Below are 17,747 nucleotides of genomic sequence, written 5' to 3' on the forward strand. Positions count from 1 at the left end.
GGACGCCGAGGTCATGCTGCACGACATTACAGAACTACGCTCATAGATAAGCGTCTCCCTTTTAGAGTTTTTAAATTAAATAAAGTATTAGTTGTCGTAGTTTCTGGTTTTTAAAAAATTAATACTTATATAAAAAATTAATATTTGCATATTTGTGCGTTTCTGTTATTTCCATAAGTAGTATATGCCCATTTTGATAAAGTAAGTATTGAGGTAATTCATAATATTATCAGGAGGCTGAAACGGGGGTGCCAATAAGGCAGATCTCAGAACTTAGTTCGCGGATAGTTTATATCGTTCCGGCGTGGGATGTACCTGCAATCGCGATATAGCCCGGGCTGCTATTAAGCTGGCTCTGTCGTGTCGTTTTATGGTGTCGCACTCAGAGCGTAATGGTTAACGTAAAATGATAAATCTTTATAATTATAAAGATTCAAATTTGTAATTTTGTTAACTTTATGTTATCTGAAAAACCGAATCTCAGAGGCAAAATTTTTTGAATGTTCTGTTTGTTATAGAAAAATGAAAAGGCTTTTTTATTTTATAAATATAAAAATTATCTCTTATAATAAAGTTTTTTTCTATTTTTGATGTGATTCAATGATAAAAGTCTTAATGATGTGTTGATACTCAATAAGATTATAGCTGTCATGGTTAATATAAAGTTATTTATGAAAAAGAAGAAATAAACGTGGTTTTAGTTATGTGGATTTCGGGGCGCTGGTGTGGTCTTCAGAGGGCGTTATGAGCAGAAAAGAGTTACCGGATTTACTTCCTCTTACGACGGCGCAGCGCGGGCTATGGATGGCCCAGTACATTGCGCCTCCTGGTTCATCATTTAATATTGCAGAGGCGCTTTATCTTGACGGAGATATTGATGAAGAATTGTTTCTTCGTTCTTTGTATGAAGTGCGACATGAAATAGCGATTTTACGGTCGCGTATTTTCTCTGACAGCGAAAATTTATATCTTACTTTTATCAGTGACGACGTCACTTTTCCTCTTATTGATATGAGTAATTATCCGGATCCTGATACTTCTGCCTGGGACTGGATGCAGAAAGAAACCCGTAAACCGACTGATATTACAACCCAGTCTTTATGGAAAAATGCTCTGATCAGGCTTGGTCATCAGCGTTATGTCTGGTTTCATTGTGGCCATCACATCGTCCTCGACGGGTTTACCGGCGGGCTGGTTGCTGCACGTGTGGCACAGGTTTATTCCGCCCGTGCTGAGGGGCGCGATCCCGGGTTATCAGAGTATAATTCACCAGAGGTTTTGTCAGAGCAGGAGCGTATTTATGGCGAATCACGTCGCTATGAAGCGGATAAGGAATACTGGCGGCGTGAGCTGACAGATCTGCCTGAGCCCGTGTCTTTGTCTGTTCGTCCGCATAAGCCGCTTACCGGCGAGAATGGTGGCGAGCTGGCTCGCGAAATTTCTTTGTCAGCCGAAAGTGTGGAGCGTATTACCGAAGTTGGTAAAGCGTATGGCGGGTCTTTACCGCAGACGCTGACTGCGTTGCTCGCGGCTTATATTTTTCTGGTGACAGAGCAGAATGATCTTGTTGTCGGCATGCCTGTCAGTGCGCGTGTTAACCGCATATTGCGTAAAACACCCGGTATGGTGGCAAACGGGATCGTACTGCGTTTCCATTTTGATGAAGGTATTACTTTCTCTGACCTTGTGCAGCAGTCACGTAGTGTGATGATGCGTGCGCTCAGGCATCAGCTTTTTCGCTACGAGGAGCTTCGTCGTACTCTTGGTCTGCTTGAGACCGGGCAGCATATAACCCGTCTGGGTATTAATATTGAGCCATTTAACTACAGGCTTGCTTTTGGTGAGTGTGTGGCCCGTAATCGCAATATCAGTAATGGCTCAATGCAGGATCTGACCTTTTTTGTATTTGACCGGCAGGATGGCAGAGGGCTGGTCATTCAGGCTGATGCGAACCCTGCTTTATACACTGCAGAAGAGCTTGATGCCCATCTGGAGCGTATTCGCCTGATGGTTAATAAGATTCTTGAGCGGCCTGGGCAGTGTATCAGTTCTGTTACGCTTGTTTCCGCGGAGGAAGAAGCGCTTCATGCCGCGGAGGAAGAAGCAGCGGTGCGGCTGTGGCCTGACAATGATGCCGCCTCTCTCCTTATGCAGTCTTTAGACAGGAAAGGGCATGAGTCTGCTCTTATTGACTGTGATGGGACAGTGTCCTCACGTTTTTTGTATGAGGAGGCTGAACATCTTGCCAAACGTCTGAAGGCAGCGGGCCTTGCTCCCGGTCACCTGGTTGCTGTGGCACTGCCTCGTGACAGGCGGATGGTTATTGCTCTTCTGGCTATTCTTAAAGCCGGTTGTGCGTGGGTGGCAATTGATACTGAAAGCCCCCGGGGGCGAGCCGCAGTCATACTTGAAGAGGCTAATCCGGCGCTGGTGATTATTGGCGACCATGCATTGACATCATGGTTTGACGGTTACGCTGTTCTGGTTCTGAGTTTGGATAAAAAAGAAGAGTTACCGATAACAGATTTATCCGGTGCGGCATTCAGCGTGCCGCCACAGACAGCTTATGTAAGTTTTACATCCGGTACGACAGGCCGCCCTAAAGGAGTGGTTGTGTCATGTTCTGCACTGTATAATTTACTATTATCAATGACAGAAACAGTTGATTTCACAAAGAATGACCGACTGCTTGCAGTAACCGGGCTGACGTTTGATATTTCTGTTCTTGAGTTGCTGATGCCTGTGGTGGCTGGTGGTTGCGTCGTGGTGGTAACACATGCAGATGTACGTAATCCGCACATGATGGTACAAAAAATTCATCTTTGTGGTGTGACATTTCTTCAGGCTACACCAACATTATATAAAACATTTACCGGTAGTGGCCTTACTTCAGCTTTACGTGGCCTGACGTTGTTAACTGGGGGGGAGGCTCTTTCTCCCGGGCTTGCATCTGAACTGTTTGCTAATAGCCGCGCTGTGTTCAATGTTTATGGTCCGACAGAGACAACGATCTGGTCAACGGCATACAGGTTAACAGCTGAGAGCTGTGCTAACCCGCCAGTGGGGCGGCCTCTGGCCAATACCAGCCTGTTTATAGTGAACCGCGACGGTAACGTGCTGCCTGACGGTGTAACCGGCGAATTGCTCATTGCTGGTGCAGGGGTGGCAACAGGGTATCTGAACCGCCCTGACCTGACGCAGGAGCGTTTCATTGTCGCTCCTTCAGGCGAGCGGGCATATCGCACAGGTGACAGAGCCGTCCGTACAGCCGATGGTCTGGTCTGGCTGTCAGGGCGCGCTGATGATCAGGTAAAGATCAGAGGCATGCGTATTGAGACCGGAGAGGTCGAAAGTGTTCTTATGCAATTGCCTGGCGTCAGGCAGGCGGCTGTTCTGGCTGAAAAATCAGCTGATGATATGACGACAGTGCTGGTTGCCTGTCTGGTGGCAGATCAGCATGATTCGGTTGTGATACGTCGGCAGATAAGTGAAAAACTGCCTGCGCAGATGGTCCCCGGGCGCATTGTGTATGTTGATCATTTACCACGGACAAGTGCCGGTAAGCTTGACCGGCGTATGTTGAAGGCTCTGACACCGAAAGAAGAAGTTTTTTCCGAAAAAGTTTTGCCCCGCACGCATGAAGAGAAAATACTGGCAGGTATATGGGCAGAGCTTCTTCATGTTACAGAAGTTGATATTCATACCAGCTTCTTCAGTATGGGTGGGGATAGCCTTATGGTGTTGCAGATGGTCGCAAGACTGTCTGAGCTGGGATACGAACTGCCTGTCGGGCAAATTTTTACCGAAGCGACGGTTGTTGCTCTGGCTCCGTTCCTTGCTGGTAAAGGTGAGGCCGCTGACCCGCTTTCTGTTGTGCTGCCTTTACGTCCGCAAGGTGAGGGGGCTCCGGTTTTCTGTATTCATCCGGTTCTGGGTATAAGCTGGAGTTTTAAAGAGCTTGTGGCACTCTTACCGTCTGAACATCCGGTTTATGCCCTGCAGGATGCCGGGTTATTGCTTAATGAGAACAGCCCCGAAACAGTTGAAGAACTGATAGATATTTACCTCGATGAAATTTTAAAAATTCATCCGCACGGACCGTATTGCTTTGTAGGCTGGTCGATGGGAGGTGTAATCGCTCATGGGCTGAGTGCACAGCTGAGAGCAAGAGGCGAGCAGATTCAGATGCTTGCTATGCTTGATTCTTATCCTTTTGAAGAATCACACCGTAATATTACTCTTGCCTCTGAAGAAAATGTCCGTCTGGCACTACAGTTTCTTGATATCAGGACAGATCCTGACAGGCCTGAACCAAAAACTGCTGAAGAGGTTGCAGCTCTCTTTCTTGAAGGGATTGATATTTCTCAGATTCCTCAAAGCGCAGTCTATGGTCAGAAAGATCAGAGAAATCTGGCTGAGGTATTTCTCCAGGTTACATTGCGTAATATGGCGATGTTGCAGAAATATATACCATGTAAATCTGATACAGATATTCTGTTTATTCGTGCCGCGGTAAAGGGAGGAGATGCCTCTGAGGGCGTAAGGTTCGACAACCCTGAGCAGTGGAAAAATTATACATCCGGGCGGGTAATGGTCTGCGAGCAGGCAGCGCGACATCAGGATATGCTTAAAACCGGAAATATTGAAAAAATTTCTTTTATTTTAAATGATTATCTAAAGAATAGCAGAGATGAGGGCGGGGGGTTGCCATATGGTTTTCCATTAAGCCCGTCTGATTCACGCTGTGCTCATGAGGTAAAATAATGAAAATTGTTATCATTACAATTGGAACTCAGGGTGATGCGCGTCCTTTCGTAGCGCTGGGGCGCAGGCTTAAGGAAAAAGGCCATGACATCGTTATTGCGACATCTGACAATCATAAGGAGCTGATTGAAACTTCAGGCCTTACGCATGCCCCCCTGCGGTCTGACTTTGCTGAGCTGATGGCTAAAGAGCATGCTGCACTTGATGAAGGGCATCCCTTCACGATTGGTAAAAAGGTATCTCAGGTTATGACAACCTGGATGCCTTTGTGGGCACAGCAGGGCTGGGAAGCGACAGAAGGTGCAGATCTGATTATTGGCTCTGGCTCTGGCACTGTGCTTGGTGCCTCTTTGTCAGAGAAACGTGGTATCCCTTTTGTTCAGACGCAGTTTATGCCACTGACGCCGAGCAAAGAGATTCCCCCCCTGTGGCCTTCACCGAAAAAACGTATGCCCGGAATTGTTAATTTTTTGCTGGGGCATCTTGTAAGGCTGATCGTGTGGCGTGTTCTGGCTAACCCGGCTTCTATCATTCGTAAGGAGCTGGGGCTGGAGCAGTTTTCATGGATGGGGCCATGGTCTTCAGAATATGGGGATTCAGGCAACAGATATATTTTGTATGCCTACAGCAGGTATCTGCTGCCTCAGCCTTCTGACTGGCGTTCTGACCGAATAGCAGTGACTGGTAACTGGTTTTACGACCAGGCAGATGCATGGATAGCGCCTGCAGATCTCGTTGCTTTTCTTGAGAGCGGCAACGATAAGCCAATTTATGTTGGTTTTGGCAGTATGAGAACCGGCCGTCCTGAAGAATTTACACGTAAAATACTTGACGCAATACGTAAATCCGGGCGCAGAGCCGTTGTGGCTACAGGCTGGGGAGCTTTAGCTAAAAACCAGTTAGTCTCTGCTGATGAGAGGATCTTTTTCGTAGACAGTGTGCCGCATGACTGGCTTTTCCCTCGGGTTTCACTCGCCGTGCATCACGGTGGTGCAGGCACTGTGGCGGCAGCGGCTCGTGCCGGTATTCCACAAATTTTGTTGCCATTCGTAGCAGATCAGTTTTTCTGGAGGTGGCGTATGCACGAAATAGGGATTAATCCTGTTATGCTTGACCGGAAAACTCTGACATCTGAGCAGCTTGCCGATGCTATTCATATGGCGCAGGGGCCACGTTTCCTTAAAGCTGCTAAAATTCTGGGGGAAGAAATTTGCTCAGAGGATGGTATTCAGGCAGCAATTGATACGCTGGATAAATGGGGTATGTTCAGGGAACCCCCGGTTAAGACAAAAGAAAAAAAACAGGCGGAGCCCGCCGGCTTATGAAAGAGACTGCGGCATTTCAGGCATCAGACATGATCAGTGTGCAGAATGTCGTTAAAGAATACGGCAAGAAGCGTGCTGTTAACGATATCAGTTTTAGTGTGAAAGCTGGGGAGGTTTTTGCTTTCCTTGGGCCAAATGGCGCAGGCAAAACCACGACTATTAAAATGCTCACAACATTATTGCCGCCTGATAAAGGGGTGATTAAAATAGACGGGATGGATGTTGCACGTCAGGCTTATGAAGTCAGACGGCGCTTCGGTGTTGTGTTTCAGGATTGTACGCTTGATCAGACTGCCACAGTGTATGAAAATTTATGGATGCACTGCTCTTTTTATCAAATACCGCGCAGTGAGCGTAAAAGAAGAATAGCTGAAGTTCTTGAGCTGTTTAACATTACGTCCCATCAGCGTGTTATTGTCGAAAAACTTTCAGGCGGGCTTAAACGACGGGTTGAACTGGCTCGTGCTTTGCTGCATCAGCCGGTGCTTATTTTTCTTGATGAGCCAACACTGGGGCTTGATCCGCAAAGTCGGAGATTATTGTGGGACCATCTTCATTTTCTTAAAAAAACACAAAATCTGACAGTTTTTCTGACAACACATTACCTCGATGAGGTAGAGCGTTTTGCAGATACAGTGGCTGTGATTAATCAGGGTAAAATTATAGCAGCCGGTTCTGTCTCTGATGTGATCAGTCACGCAAAAGGTCAGACGCTTGAAGATGCATTTTTATCTCTGACCGGTCAGTTATCAGAGCGCGAATCTGTATTTTTTGCAGGCAAAACAGAAATAGAAGATGCTTTGCCTGAAGCGGATAATTAAATGAACAGTATAGTTTTACAGGATATATTTACGGCACTGCAATGCAGTGGTGGAGAACAGCCATGGATCTGATTTATTGTCTGTGGAGACGTCAGGTAATGGCGTATTTGCGCGCACCTGGACGTGTTTTTTCAGCTCTTGCTCAGCCATTCCTGTTCCTGGTAGCGCTGGGGCTTGGTTTTTCTCCTATTTACCAGCAGGCCGGCCGGGGGGATTATTTTGCCTTTCTGGTACCGGGTGTGCTGGGTTCGTGCATTTTGTTTAATACAGTATTTGCTGGCAATGATCTGCTATGGGACCGGCAGTTTGGTTTTATTAAAGAGACGATGGTTGCTCCGGCTTCGCGCACATGTATTTTGTTCGGGCGTGCGCTGGGCGTGACAACTGTTGCGCTGATTCAGGCAGTTCTGGTTGGGGTGGTTTGCTCTGTTGCCGGCTTACATAAAGTGCCTGCCGGAGGTGTTTTGATAGCCTTTGGCTTTGCGGTGCTGATTGCGATTTTCTTTTCGTTTATTGGCAGTATTCTGGGTTCTGTTCTTAAAGACACACAGAGTTTTGGGCAGATTGTAAATTTTGTTGCAACCCCCTTATTTTATTTGTCCGGGGCGGTGTTCCCTCTGGAGGGGCAAAAGCTGCTGGTGGTAACACTGACCTCTCTTAACCCGTTATCCTATGGTATTGATGGGATGCGGGGTGCACTGGGCGGTCAGTATTATTATGATCCGCTTATGTCGGTGTTTATTTTAATTGTAGTCAATATTGTCGCGGCTTTTGCTGCAACATTTGCGTTTTCACGTGTTCGGCCTGATTAAAGGCCGGCAGCAGAGCCTGTTTTCGGTACAGTAACCCGTATCAGTACCGGCGTATCAGACCAGCCAGCGTTCCCTGAATTCTCAGTCTTTCCGCTGGTATAATACGCGTTTCATAGCTGGGGTTAGCCGCTTCAAGTGCAATCGTTTTGCCTTTACGACGCAGACGTTTGAGTGTGACCTCATTCTCGTCAATCAGAGCAACGATAATCTGACCACTTTCTGCGTGTTCAGTGCGTCTTATCACAACGGTATCGCCGTCCAGTATCCCGTCATTAATCATGGAATCCCCGGCAACTTCCAGCGCATAATACTCACCTGAACCTGTCAGGTCAGAAGGGATGTCGATGTAAGAAAGTGTTTCGGGCATGGCCATAATAGGCAGGCCGGCGGCAATCCGCCCGTAGAGGGGAACTTTGCAGGAAGGCGCCTGAGGGGATGAAAATTTCCCTCTGACAACGTTGTGCGGTAATGGCTCTTCGGCTTCGTTAGCCAGCATCTCAGGTCGTTGCAGCACTTCCAGTGCACGGGCACGGTGGTGGTGTCGCTTCAGAAAACCGCGTTCTTCCAGACCTGAAATAAGGCGATGTATCCCTGATTTAGAACGTAACCCCATGGCGGTTTTCATCTCATCGAACGAGGGTGAAAAGCCGGTTTTTTTGAGGTATGAGTCAATAAACTGCAAAAGGGCATATTGTTTGCGTGTTAGCATAACTCAGGCACCTTTTCGGCAGAATCTCAGAGGGATAATGTTTTTTGTTCTATATAGGTTCTTTTTTCAGGTCAAGATTTGATCGTGGTTGCATAAGGTTCAGAAGTCAGCCTCAAGAGTGAAATGAAACGTACGCGGCAGGCCGGCATAGGCACTGTTATTGGCTGTAGCACTCGCTCCGTTGATTGAGGTCGGGTAAACAGATGCCCAGTAGCGTTCATTTGCCACGTTTGAGACACCAAAGCGGGCCATCCACGGGTGTCGTGCGGCTCTGAAGGCAAAGCGGGTGCCAAGGTCAAGTGTAACGTATGAGGCTGCATAGGTGGAGTTGGTCAGGTTTGCCGCGCGGCGGCCGGTGTAATGCACCGAGGCATTGAAAGCCAGGCGTGAAGCAATATCACCCGTTGAAGCAGGCAGGCGATAATCCAGTAAAACGTTAGCCTGTACAGGAGGAGCACCAACAACTTCTTTATGGCTGGTGGCGACGTTGCCAGTGTTACCCATCTGAGCATCAAGCCAGGTCATGCCGGCCAGAACAGAGAGGTTGGGCAGAATATAACCGGCAATTTGTGCTTCAACACCATAATTACGCTGGTTGCCATAGGTGTTAAAGATGTGCGTTGTGGGATCAGTATAGCCAAACGGGCGGGTCATACGAAAGCCGGCGACGTTGATCTGGAGTTTTCTGAACATGATTTTGTAGCCCACTTCATATTCTTCACTACGCAGCGGGCTGGTATATTCGTTCACATTGGCTGCACCCGCGGGGGCGACTGTGCCAGGCTGCACCGAACGGCCATAGGTAAAGTAGGCTGTCTGATTATCGGTCAGTTTGTAAATCAGACTGGTCATAGGACTGAATGCAGCAGAGCGTTTGTAAATAGAGTGTTTGTAAGAAGCTGCCAGCGGGTTGCTCCAGCTGTCAGTGCGTATCCAGCTCCATGATAATGTGCCCATAATTGACCAGTGTCTGTCCAGACGTATTGTATCTCCCACAATAAACGACTGGTTCATAACGTAAGCCGAGCGGTAGCGACCGTGATAGTAGGGCTGCTGGCCAGGCAGTTTTTGCGGATTATAGAGGTTTGAGCTCCCAAGCGTAAATTTTTCACCTGTTGTGGGGTTATAGTTACCCATCATATAACCGTTGGTACCAATCACCAGATCATGTCTGACCGGGCCGGTAAAAACCCGCCCGTTAATATAAGCCAGGTTACTGCCTACTCTGAAGTCATTAGCCGTGGTCGCTGCTGCGATACTTTGTGTATAATCGCCACTGTTATCGGTCAGCGTGTTGGCCGTAGCAAAAACCTGGCGGATAGCATCCTGATACAGGCCGCCCAGTGTCATGCTCCAGTTGTCGTTAAAGCGATGTTTGATTTTGGCCAGAAATGTATTGGTTTCCATGTTGAAGCCGGCATATTTCTGACCCAGGCCGGCTTTTCCCATATCAGGGGCTTTGGGCAGATCAATTGTGTCACCAAAAGCAAAGCCGCCTGGTGTGCCGCGCTCATCATATGTATAGTGGCTGGCATCAACTTCAATCGTTGTTTTACTATCCAGGCGAAAGTCAAAGTCAGCACTGACAAGGTTACGGCGTACCCAGCTGTCCTGAACATAGCTTGTGCCATTGCCGTGCAGCAGGTTGATACGGTAGCCAAACCATTTATTGCGGCCAAGCCGGCCTGACAGGTCTGCATGCTCCATAACAGTGCCGATCGAATCTACACCGACAGTCAGGCGGTTAAAGCGGTTATCAGTGGGGCGTTTCAGACTGTATTCAAAGGTACCTGCGGGGTTTTGTGTGCCATATAATGCACCGGCCAGGCCGTTAAGCACCTGAAGGTTATCAAACTGCTCAGCCGCATAGGGGGTGGTCGATACAATGTTTAGTCCGTCCATGCGGGTGTTTGAAACAACATCAGCTTCAAACCCGCGAGACTGGGGGCGGCTGGTATTTGGGTCGCCGCGAATTTCAAGCTGTACTGAGGGCATATAAGACATCAGGTCGTTAATATTGCGGGCCTGCTGATTAACAATGACATCGTGAGGCACTGTCATAATCGACATTGGCGTATCAAGTGTGCGGCGTGTGCCTAGCGGTCCGAGTGTTGCATCGGGTTTGTTATAGTTTGCCAGAGCGCCTGCTGCTGTATGCCCTGTGACAGTAATGGCTTCTCTTTTTCCTGCTGGCTGCGCTTTCCCTGCTCCTGAATGTGTCGTTGTCTGCAGGTTTGTTTGTGCAAAAGCCGTAGCACCTTCGCCGATAACAGTGGTTGAGAGAAGGAGCAGAGCGGAGAGAGAGTATTTCATCAGGACAATCAGATTTCAGAAGGAATAACACGGAATAAACGTTCTTCTGCCGTAACTTATGTGATTTGTCTATATATGAAGGAATATACTCAGTCAGAAAATTATCCCTCTGAATATCAGCGAGATAACCGGTAAGCCTTAATTCTGGCGGAGTGCTATGGCAGCTTCCGTCGCGACATCATGGCGAAGCGGAATGATCTTGCCTTTTCCGTCAGGATGCACACGGTTCGTTAAAATCATTACAAAAATCTGCGTTTCAGGCACCAGCCAGAGCGATGTGCCGGTAAAACCGGTATGACCAAATGAGGTCAGCGGAAAAACAGCGCCACGTGGTGTTGAATAATGGGTGTTAATATCCCACCCCAGGCCGCGCAGATCTGTTTTTTTATGTGGCTGCTGCGGGGTAGACATCATGATAACAGTTTTCTGTGAGAGCGGAAAAAGCGACGGCTGTCCAGCGCGGCGTGCCAGAAGTGCTTTTGCGTATGTGATGATGTCATCAGCGCATGAGAAAAGGCCGGCATGGCCTGCCACACCGCCCATTCTTCTTGCTGTAGGATCGTGAACGACTCCGCGCAGCATAGTGCCGTTTTCATCGAACTGAGTGGGAGCAATATCATCATATAATGCAGGATCAGGCCTGAAGAATGACCGTTTAAGACCAAGAGGCTGCAGAATATGACGTGTGGCATAGATATCGAGCGGCAGCCCTGAGAGGGCCTCCACAATCAGTCCGAGAACAACATAATTAATATCGCTATAGACGAATTTTTTGCCGGCTTTGCTCTGTGGTACGGCGTTACAGGCCAGCTGTGCAGCAATTTCTTTGCCTGACCATGGTGTCCCCAGGTCAAGGTCGGGTTGCAGGCCTGAGTAATGTGTCAGCAGATGGCGTATCGTAATATGCTCTTTTCCCTGAGCGGCAAAATCAGGCAGATAGTGGCAGGCAGGCGTGTCGAGTTTTATTTTGCCTTGTTCATACAGCTGCATGACTGAGGGAGCCGTGATAAGAGGCTTCGTAAGAGAGGCCATATCAAAGAGCGTATGCCAGGTCATGGATTCGGGGTGGGGTATCAGGGCCTGGTGGCCAAAGACACCCCGCCATATTGTTTTCCCTTTGCTGCCAATTGCAGCCACAGCACCTGGTATCTCGTGTTCGCTGACGGCATTCAGAAATAGCCTGTCAAGCGTGTTACCATTAAAGTCAGCTGGTGCCTGAGCAAAAACGTATGACGGCAGCCCCAGAGTCATCGTTCCGGCCAGGGCCTGTGTCAGGAAGCGTCGTCGGCCTGTATAAGAAAAAGACTGTGTCATGTTATCTGAGCTCCTTAACCGGCCTGCAACGCTAAGGGTTTGAAAAAATAATGGAACAGCCGAGTGTAAAAGAGATTTATCAATTTCTGCTTTTCAGCGAGAGAAAAATACTGATCAGAAAATTAAATTTTTTGTCATAAAATATCTTAAATTCTGATATTCCCGAAGACATAGTGAGCCGAATGACCAGACAGAGCTTTTCGTCAGGCTCTGAGCTGACAAGACCGGCAGGGCGTTGGTGTAAGGTTCAGGTCAGGTGGAAGTAATACGTGATATTATGATCGTCAGAGGCGTGCCGGCTGTTGTAACGCTGAATACGAAAACATTTATGATGTCTGGTGAGTTTATAGGGCTGTCAGGCCGGATCAGTTTTGAAGCTGATAAACTTTCAGAGCTGAGAAAAGAGGCAGGAAAAGCGCTTGAGCTTTTCCTGTTTCGTTGCCGCCAGCTGGAGCATCACCCTCTGGTGTATTATGGAGGTGCGTCCATGCGATACGTCATCGAGGATGCATATGCCCTTTTTGAAGAGATAGCAGAAAAACGTGGCGAAACACTCGAAGTGCTGATGAGCCGGCAGCAGCCTTTTGCCTTCTGGCGTGGTGTTTCAGAGTTTGAGCAGCTTCGTCGTCATCAGAGAGAGGTAGACCACCAGTATTTTTCTCAGTTTCAGGATGATGTCACCTGATTAATAATCAGGTTAGTTTTTAGTGTTTTGCTGCCGGTATAGTCAGGCCAGGCAGCAGGCGGCGGGTACTGACCTGCCACAGAAGAATTTTCTGCTCACCGTTTTCATTTACCTGCAAAGCCAGCAGGTCGTCCTGCACACGGGTCATGCCAGTCAGTGTTGTTCCTGGCGGAAGTTCGGTCTGGGTTGTGACAGCGTCCTGTAATGGTACATGCGCAGGCAGAGCAGATTGTGCGTTGCTGTGATGGCCGATGCGATGAATGATCAGTCCCACCAGTGTGACAGTACCAACAATGATAAGTACACCCATAATAATGACGGCGGCGGTCAGCGCTTTAGGTGTGCGGGGAATGTTGTCTGTTTCTGTCACGGGGTGGTCCTGTGTTCTGATAGTGCCTGTTTCAGGCAGCACCTTGCTCAGAAACACAGGTTAATGGCAACCTCCACCTTTGGAATCACAGCCTTTGCAGCCGCCACATCCGGCGCGGGTAATGCCGGGTGAGGCCAGTTTCTCAGCTTTGCCGCGCAGGCCTGGCAGCACGTGCAGGCTGCTGAGAGTAAGAGCCAGCCCCCGCCAGAAAGGTTTCATTAAAGAGGGAGCCAGCCTTTGCAGCCAGTAACCGGCACAGAATAGAACAAGAATGCTGACGATGAGAATCTGAATCATGTTTCGCCTCCTGCTTTAACCACTAAAGAACCGGGTTATGTGATAGGTGAGCAGAGATGCCGCATAGGCCATGCCAAAGAGATAACCTGCAGTGATGCAGACCATGCGCCATGACCGGGTTTCGCGTTTAATAACGGCCAGGGTTGAAAAACACTGCGGGGCGTAAACATACCATGCCAGTAAAGACAAAGCAGTTGCAACGCTCCACTGAGAAGAGAGTAAAGGTGCAAGCTGAGCCGCAGCATCAGCTTCTGACGAGCCGACCGAATAAACCGTGGCAAGAGCACTGATTGCGACTTCACGTGCTGCCAGACCCGGGATGAGGGCCACACAGATCTGCCAGTTAAAGCCAAGAGGGGCAAACAGAGGGAGCAGAAAATGGCCGATTCGACCAGCCAGACTATAATCAATAGCAGGCAGCGTGCCCCCTGGCGGTGGCGCAGGGAAGCTCGAAAGTGCCCACATGATGACACTGAGTGTGACGATAATACTGCCGACGCGTGAGAGGAATATACGAGCGCGCTGCCAGAGCTCAATGGCAAGGCTTTGCAGACCTGGCAGTCGGTAGTTGGGCAGTTCCATCAGTAAAGGTGGTTCGTTTGCGCCGCTACGTTTAAAAAGCCGCGAGACAAGCAGTGCGCTCAGTATTCCGGCACCATATAAAAGAAAGAGCACCAGCCCCTGGAGATTAAAGATTTTGAGAATATGCCGTGAGGGAACAAAAGCGCTGATAAGAAGTGTGTAAACAGGCAGCCGGGCAGAGCATGTCATGAGCGGGGCGATCAGAATTGTCACCATCCGGTCACGCGGGCTCTGAATCGTACGGGTAGCCATAATGCCGGGTACAGCACAGGCAAAGCTGGAAAGAAGAGGAATGAAAGAGCGGCCACTCAGCCCGGCTGCAGCCATTATTTTATCAAGCATGAAGGCTGCTCTTGGCAGATACCCCGATTCCTCGAGGGCCAGAATCCATAAAAATAAAATAAGAATCTGCGGCAAAAAGACGATGACTGTGCCGGCACCGGCAATGATGCCATCTGTCAGCAGGTTACTGATCTGGCCAGCAGGCAGCACTGCACGTGTCAGGTCAGCCACTTGTTTCATGATGCTGTCGAGCAGATCCATAACCGGCTGGGCCCAGGAGAAAACTGCCTGGAACATGATAAAGAGCAGCACGAATAAAATACACATGCCCCAGACGGGGTGCAGCACCCAGCGGTCGAGTTTTTCTTCAAGCTGCTGTTTGCGGTCTTCATGAACGCTGACGCAGAGCGCCATAATGCGTCTGATTTCCTCATGCAGATCTGTGTCATCTGGCAGTGGAGGAGGTGGAGCGACCGGAGGGGAATCAAGTGCTCTGAGCACATTATCTGCACCGCCACGTTTAATGCCGACGGCAGTGACAACTGGTAGTCCGAGTTCTTTTTCCAGTCGCTTCAGGTCGATATGCAGGCCCTGTTTACCTGCCGCATCAATCATGTTGAGCACGACAATCATCGGGCGCCCGAGTTGCCGGAGCTCGAGCATAAAACGCAGATGCAGGCGCAGGTTGGTGGCTGCTACAACACTGATCAGCAGGTCAGGGGCAGGCTCACCCCGGTAAACACCGCGACAGACATCACGGGTGACCATTTCATCAGGGCTGGCAGCAGACAGGCTGTAAGTGCCAGGCAGGTCAAGAATTTTAACTTTGCGGCCAGCCGGGGTGACGAGTTTCCCCATTTTTCGTTCTACGGTAACACCCGCATAATTGGCCACCTTCTGGCGGCTGCCAGTCAGCTGGTTAAAAAGAGCTGTTTTTCCACAGTTCGGGTTGCCAACCAGAGCAACCTGTAAAGGCTTGTCGGAGGTCATGCAGAATGCTTCTGGTCAGGCAGCGGGGCAGGTGTGCGTAATATGATGCGTTCTGCCTCAGAATGTCTCAGTGCAAAGCGCGTAAAGCCTATTTCTACCGCCATGGGGTCTCCTCCCAGCGGGCCCAGAGCTACGACCCTGACCGGTTCACCTGGTACAAAACCCAGCTCACTCAGGCGCCGGGCAATCGTGTCTGATGATGTCAGAGGGGTAACACGGTCGATGACTGCTGTTTCATAAAGCGGAAGCTTACTGAGGCGCACGGCTGACTGGTCCTGTCCTGAGGGGTGGCGGGTAGGGAGGGTCCTCTGAACCGGATGCCTGTCATGTCCGTGTTGCGAATGATCCTCATCTGTAAAATACTCTCATGCCGGTGATCTGTCCATTGCAGGCAGGATATATGAGCCATAAACGGGCCGGAGGGGCAGAAAACCGTTCTCTGACAGGTAAAAATAAGAGCAGTGTGTCGTTTTCATAATGATTTTACGTGCAATTCTGCCCGCTGACGTTTAATGACAAGCCAGAACTTTATTTATGTGACGTCTTAACTGCCTCCTTTTTTAGCGAATGGGGGGCGGAAGAACCCGCAGGGAAAATCAGGCACTCTTCATGGATATCCGCAATATCGCCATCATTGCTCACGTTGATCATGGCAAAACTACACTCGTTGATGAATTGCTTAAGCAGTCCGGCTCCTTCCATGAGCATCAGCAGGTTGCTGAACGCGCGATGGACAGCAATGACCTGGAACGCGAGCGTGGCATCACCATTCTGGCTAAATGTACATCTGTTGTATGGAATGATACCCGTATCAACATTATTGATACACCCGGACATGCTGACTTTGGCGGTGAAGTTGAGCGTATTCTGAGCATGGTTGACGGTGCAATTGTGCTGGTCGATTCTGCTGAAGGTGCACTGCCACAGACAAAATTTGTGGTTGGTAAAGCACTGGCACGTGGTCTGAAACCAATTGTTGTTGTGAACAAAATTGACCGTGGCGATGCCCGTCCGGACGAAGTTCATAACGAAATTTTTGATCTGTTTGCTTCACTCGATGCAAATGAAGAGCAGCTTGACTTCCCGATGCTGTACGCTTCAGGCCGTCAGGGCTGGGCAGATGAAGAACTCGACGGGGCACGTAAAGACCTCAGCCCGATGTTCGACCTGATTCTGCGTCATGTGCCATCACCTGCACTGGATAAAGAAAAGCCGTTCGCTATGACGGCGACTATTCTTGAAAATGACAACTTCCTTGGTCGCGTACTGACCGGTCGTGTTGAGCAGGGACGTGCTAAAGTTAATATGCCCGTTAAGGTGCTCCGTCGCGATGGTTCTGTGGTTGAAACAGGCCGTCTGACGAAACTGCTGTCTTTCCGTGGGCTTGATCGCGTTGCGGTTGATGAAGTTGAAGCCGGCGATATCGTTGCTGTTGCGGGTCTGTCAGAAGCGACTATTCCTGACACAATCGCAGCACCTGAAGTGGCTGAGCCTCTGGAATCTATCCCGGTTGATCCGCCAACCCTGTCTATGACATTCCGCCTCAATGATGGCCCTCTGGGTGGTCGTGAAGGCAAGAAAGTGACATCACGTCAGATTCGTGACCGTCTGTTTAAGGAAACAGAAGGTAACGTTGCGATCCGCGTGACAGAAAGCCCCGAAAGCGAAGCTTTTGAAGTCGCAGGCCGTGGCGAGCTTCAGCTTGGTGTTCTGATTGAAACCATGCGTCGTGAAGGCTTTGAGCTGACAATCGGTCGTCCCCGCGTGCTGTATCGCACTAACGAGGAGACAGGTGAGCGCGAAGAGCCATACGAAGAAGTTATGATCGACGTGGACGAGCCTTATTCAGGTGTTGTCGTAGAGAAGATGTCTCTGCGTAAAGGCCAGATGCAGGATATGCGCCCGTCAGGTGGTGATAAAGTTCGTCTGACCTTTATTATCCCTTCACGTGGTCTGATTGGTTATCATGGTGAGTTCCTGACCGATACACGCGGTACGGGTATCATGAACCGTCTCTTCCATGGCTATCAGCCATATGCAGGCACGATTGAAGGCCGTCGTAACGGTTCGCTGATTTCAGCTGAAGATGGTGCAACCACACAGTACTCTCTGTTCTCACTGCAGGACCGTGGCACGCTGTTTGTTGATGCCGGTGAAAAAGTTTACGTTGGTATGATCATTGGTGAGCATTCACGTGAAAATGACCTGGAAGTAAATCCGGTTCGTGAAAAGAAGCTGACCAACATTCGTGCAGCCGGTAAAGACGATGCACTTCTGCTGGTTCCGCCACGTCGTATGTCGCTTGAGCAGGCTATTGCTTACATTGAAGATGATGAGCTGGTTGAGGTTACACCTTCAGCTGTTCGTCTGCGTAAGCGTTATCTTGACCCGAATGAGCGTAAAAAACGTGAACGTAAGGGCGATAACGCCTGAGGCATTTTCGTTAGAAGAGGGCCAGCCTGTGCATAGCAGGCTGGCTTTTT

At 49.3% G+C, this 17,747-nt stretch carries 13 protein-coding genes; 6 read left to right on the top strand and 7 right to left on the bottom strand.

From position 1 onward, the window contains the following. Positions 1-744: 744 nt before the first annotated feature. From HK11_RS09355 to HK11_RS09370, 4 genes are all read left to right on the top strand, one after another. Entirely contained in the window at positions 745-4,764 is a 4,020-nt protein-coding gene (locus HK11_RS09355; protein ID WP_143216382.1) for a non-ribosomal peptide synthetase, read from the top strand. Next, complete coding sequence (locus tag HK11_RS09360; protein ID WP_086555088.1) at positions 4,764-6,089, top strand: glycosyltransferase; 1,326 nt, start codon at positions 4,764-4,766, stop codon at positions 6,087-6,089. The genes HK11_RS09355 and HK11_RS09360 overlap by 1 nt, the downstream gene beginning before the upstream one ends. After that, the gene (locus tag HK11_RS09365) at positions 6,086-6,910 is read left to right on the top strand and encodes an ABC transporter ATP-binding protein (RefSeq protein ID WP_086555089.1); all 825 of its coding nucleotides are present in this window, start codon (positions 6,086-6,088) and stop codon (positions 6,908-6,910) included. Before HK11_RS09360 ends, HK11_RS09365 begins: the two co-directional genes overlap by 4 nt. Before the next feature lie 62 nt (positions 6,911-6,972). Continuing rightward, on the top strand, positions 6,973-7,722 hold the full coding sequence (locus HK11_RS09370; RefSeq protein ID WP_158092810.1) for an ABC transporter permease: 750 nt from the start codon (positions 6,973-6,975) through the stop codon (positions 7,720-7,722). Between the two features lie 40 nt (positions 7,723-7,762). On the opposite strand, the gene lexA is transcribed toward HK11_RS09370, so the two are convergent. The 3 genes from lexA to HK11_RS09385 form a co-directional block, all read right to left on the bottom strand. After that, positions 7,763-8,431: a transcriptional repressor LexA gene (gene lexA, locus HK11_RS09375; RefSeq protein WP_086555091.1), complete on the bottom strand. Its 669-nt coding sequence runs from the start codon at positions 8,429-8,431 to the stop codon at positions 7,763-7,765. A gap of 99 nt (positions 8,432-8,530) precedes the next feature. Next, positions 8,531-10,744, bottom strand: coding sequence for a TonB-dependent siderophore receptor (locus tag HK11_RS09380; protein ID WP_086555092.1), 2,214 nt, complete (start codon positions 10,742-10,744; stop codon positions 8,531-8,533). 138 nt (positions 10,745-10,882) lie between these two features. After that, positions 10,883-12,058: a serine hydrolase gene (locus HK11_RS09385; RefSeq protein WP_086555093.1), complete on the bottom strand. Its 1,176-nt coding sequence runs from the start codon at positions 12,056-12,058 to the stop codon at positions 10,883-10,885. 256 nt (positions 12,059-12,314) lie between these two features. Here HK11_RS09385 and HK11_RS09390 point away from each other — a divergent pair, with 256 nt between their 5' ends. Beyond that, a complete protein-coding gene (locus HK11_RS09390) occupies positions 12,315-12,743 on the top strand; it encodes a hypothetical protein (protein WP_086555094.1) in 429 nt (142 codons plus the stop codon). A 19-nt stretch (positions 12,744-12,762) separates the two neighbouring features. Here the strand turns inward: HK11_RS09390 and HK11_RS09395 are convergent, their stop codons facing one another. The 4 genes from HK11_RS09395 to HK11_RS09410 are packed head-to-tail and all read right to left on the bottom strand — an operon-like array spanning position 12,763 to position 15,527. Next, positions 12,763-13,170: a DUF6476 family protein gene (locus HK11_RS09395; RefSeq protein WP_233133412.1), complete on the bottom strand. Its 408-nt coding sequence runs from the start codon at positions 13,168-13,170 to the stop codon at positions 12,763-12,765. A 3-nt stretch (positions 13,171-13,173) separates the two neighbouring features. After that, on the bottom strand, positions 13,174-13,410 hold the full coding sequence (locus tag HK11_RS09400) for a DUF6587 family protein (RefSeq protein ID WP_086555095.1): 237 nt from the start codon (positions 13,408-13,410) through the stop codon (positions 13,174-13,176). 15 nt (positions 13,411-13,425) lie between these two features. Beyond that, a complete protein-coding gene (gene feoB, locus HK11_RS09405; RefSeq protein ID WP_086555096.1) occupies positions 13,426-15,264 on the bottom strand; it encodes a ferrous iron transport protein B in 1,839 nt (612 codons plus the stop codon). Next, positions 15,261-15,527, bottom strand: coding sequence for a FeoA family protein (locus HK11_RS09410; protein ID WP_086555097.1), 267 nt, complete (start codon positions 15,525-15,527; stop codon positions 15,261-15,263). The genes feoB and HK11_RS09410 overlap by 4 nt, the downstream gene beginning before the upstream one ends. A 346-nt stretch (positions 15,528-15,873) precedes the next feature. Between HK11_RS09410 and typA the strand changes: the two genes are divergently transcribed. Further along, entirely contained in the window at positions 15,874-17,697 is a 1,824-nt protein-coding gene (gene typA / locus HK11_RS09415; protein ID WP_086555098.1) for a translational GTPase TypA, read from the top strand. Positions 17,698-17,747: the final 50 nt, after the last annotated feature.

This window comes from Acetobacter sp. DmW_043 (assembly GCF_002153485.1).
Taxonomy (GTDB): Bacteria; Pseudomonadota; Alphaproteobacteria; order Acetobacterales; family Acetobacteraceae; genus Acetobacter; species Acetobacter thailandicus.

What these genes read in the sequence shown, in the direction of transcription:
- typA (WP_086555098.1), top strand. Translation starts at nt 15,874, where the DNA reads ATGGATATCCGCAATATCGCCATCATTGCTCACGTTGATCATGGCAAA.
- HK11_RS09400 (WP_086555095.1), bottom strand. Translation starts at nt 13,410, where the DNA reads ATGATTCAGATTCTCATCGTCAGCATTCTTGTTCTATTCTGTGCCGGT.
- HK11_RS09360 (WP_086555088.1), top strand. Translation starts at nt 4,764, where the DNA reads ATGAAAATTGTTATCATTACAATTGGAACTCAGGGTGATGCGCGTCCT.
- lexA (WP_086555091.1), bottom strand. Translation starts at nt 8,431, where the DNA reads ATGCTAACACGCAAACAATATGCCCTTTTGCAGTTTATTGACTCATAC.
- HK11_RS09380 (WP_086555092.1), bottom strand. Translation starts at nt 10,744, where the DNA reads ATGAAATACTCTCTCTCCGCTCTGCTCCTTCTCTCAACCACTGTTATC.
- HK11_RS09385 (WP_086555093.1), bottom strand. Translation starts at nt 12,058, where the DNA reads ATGACACAGTCTTTTTCTTATACAGGCCGACGACGCTTCCTGACACAG.
- feoB (WP_086555096.1), bottom strand. Translation starts at nt 15,264, where the DNA reads ATGACCTCCGACAAGCCTTTACAGGTTGCTCTGGTTGGCAACCCGAAC.
- HK11_RS09370 (WP_158092810.1), top strand. Translation starts at nt 6,973, where the DNA reads ATGGATCTGATTTATTGTCTGTGGAGACGTCAGGTAATGGCGTATTTG.
- HK11_RS09355 (WP_143216382.1), top strand. Translation starts at nt 745, where the DNA reads ATGAGCAGAAAAGAGTTACCGGATTTACTTCCTCTTACGACGGCGCAG.
- HK11_RS09365 (WP_086555089.1), top strand. Translation starts at nt 6,086, where the DNA reads ATGAAAGAGACTGCGGCATTTCAGGCATCAGACATGATCAGTGTGCAG.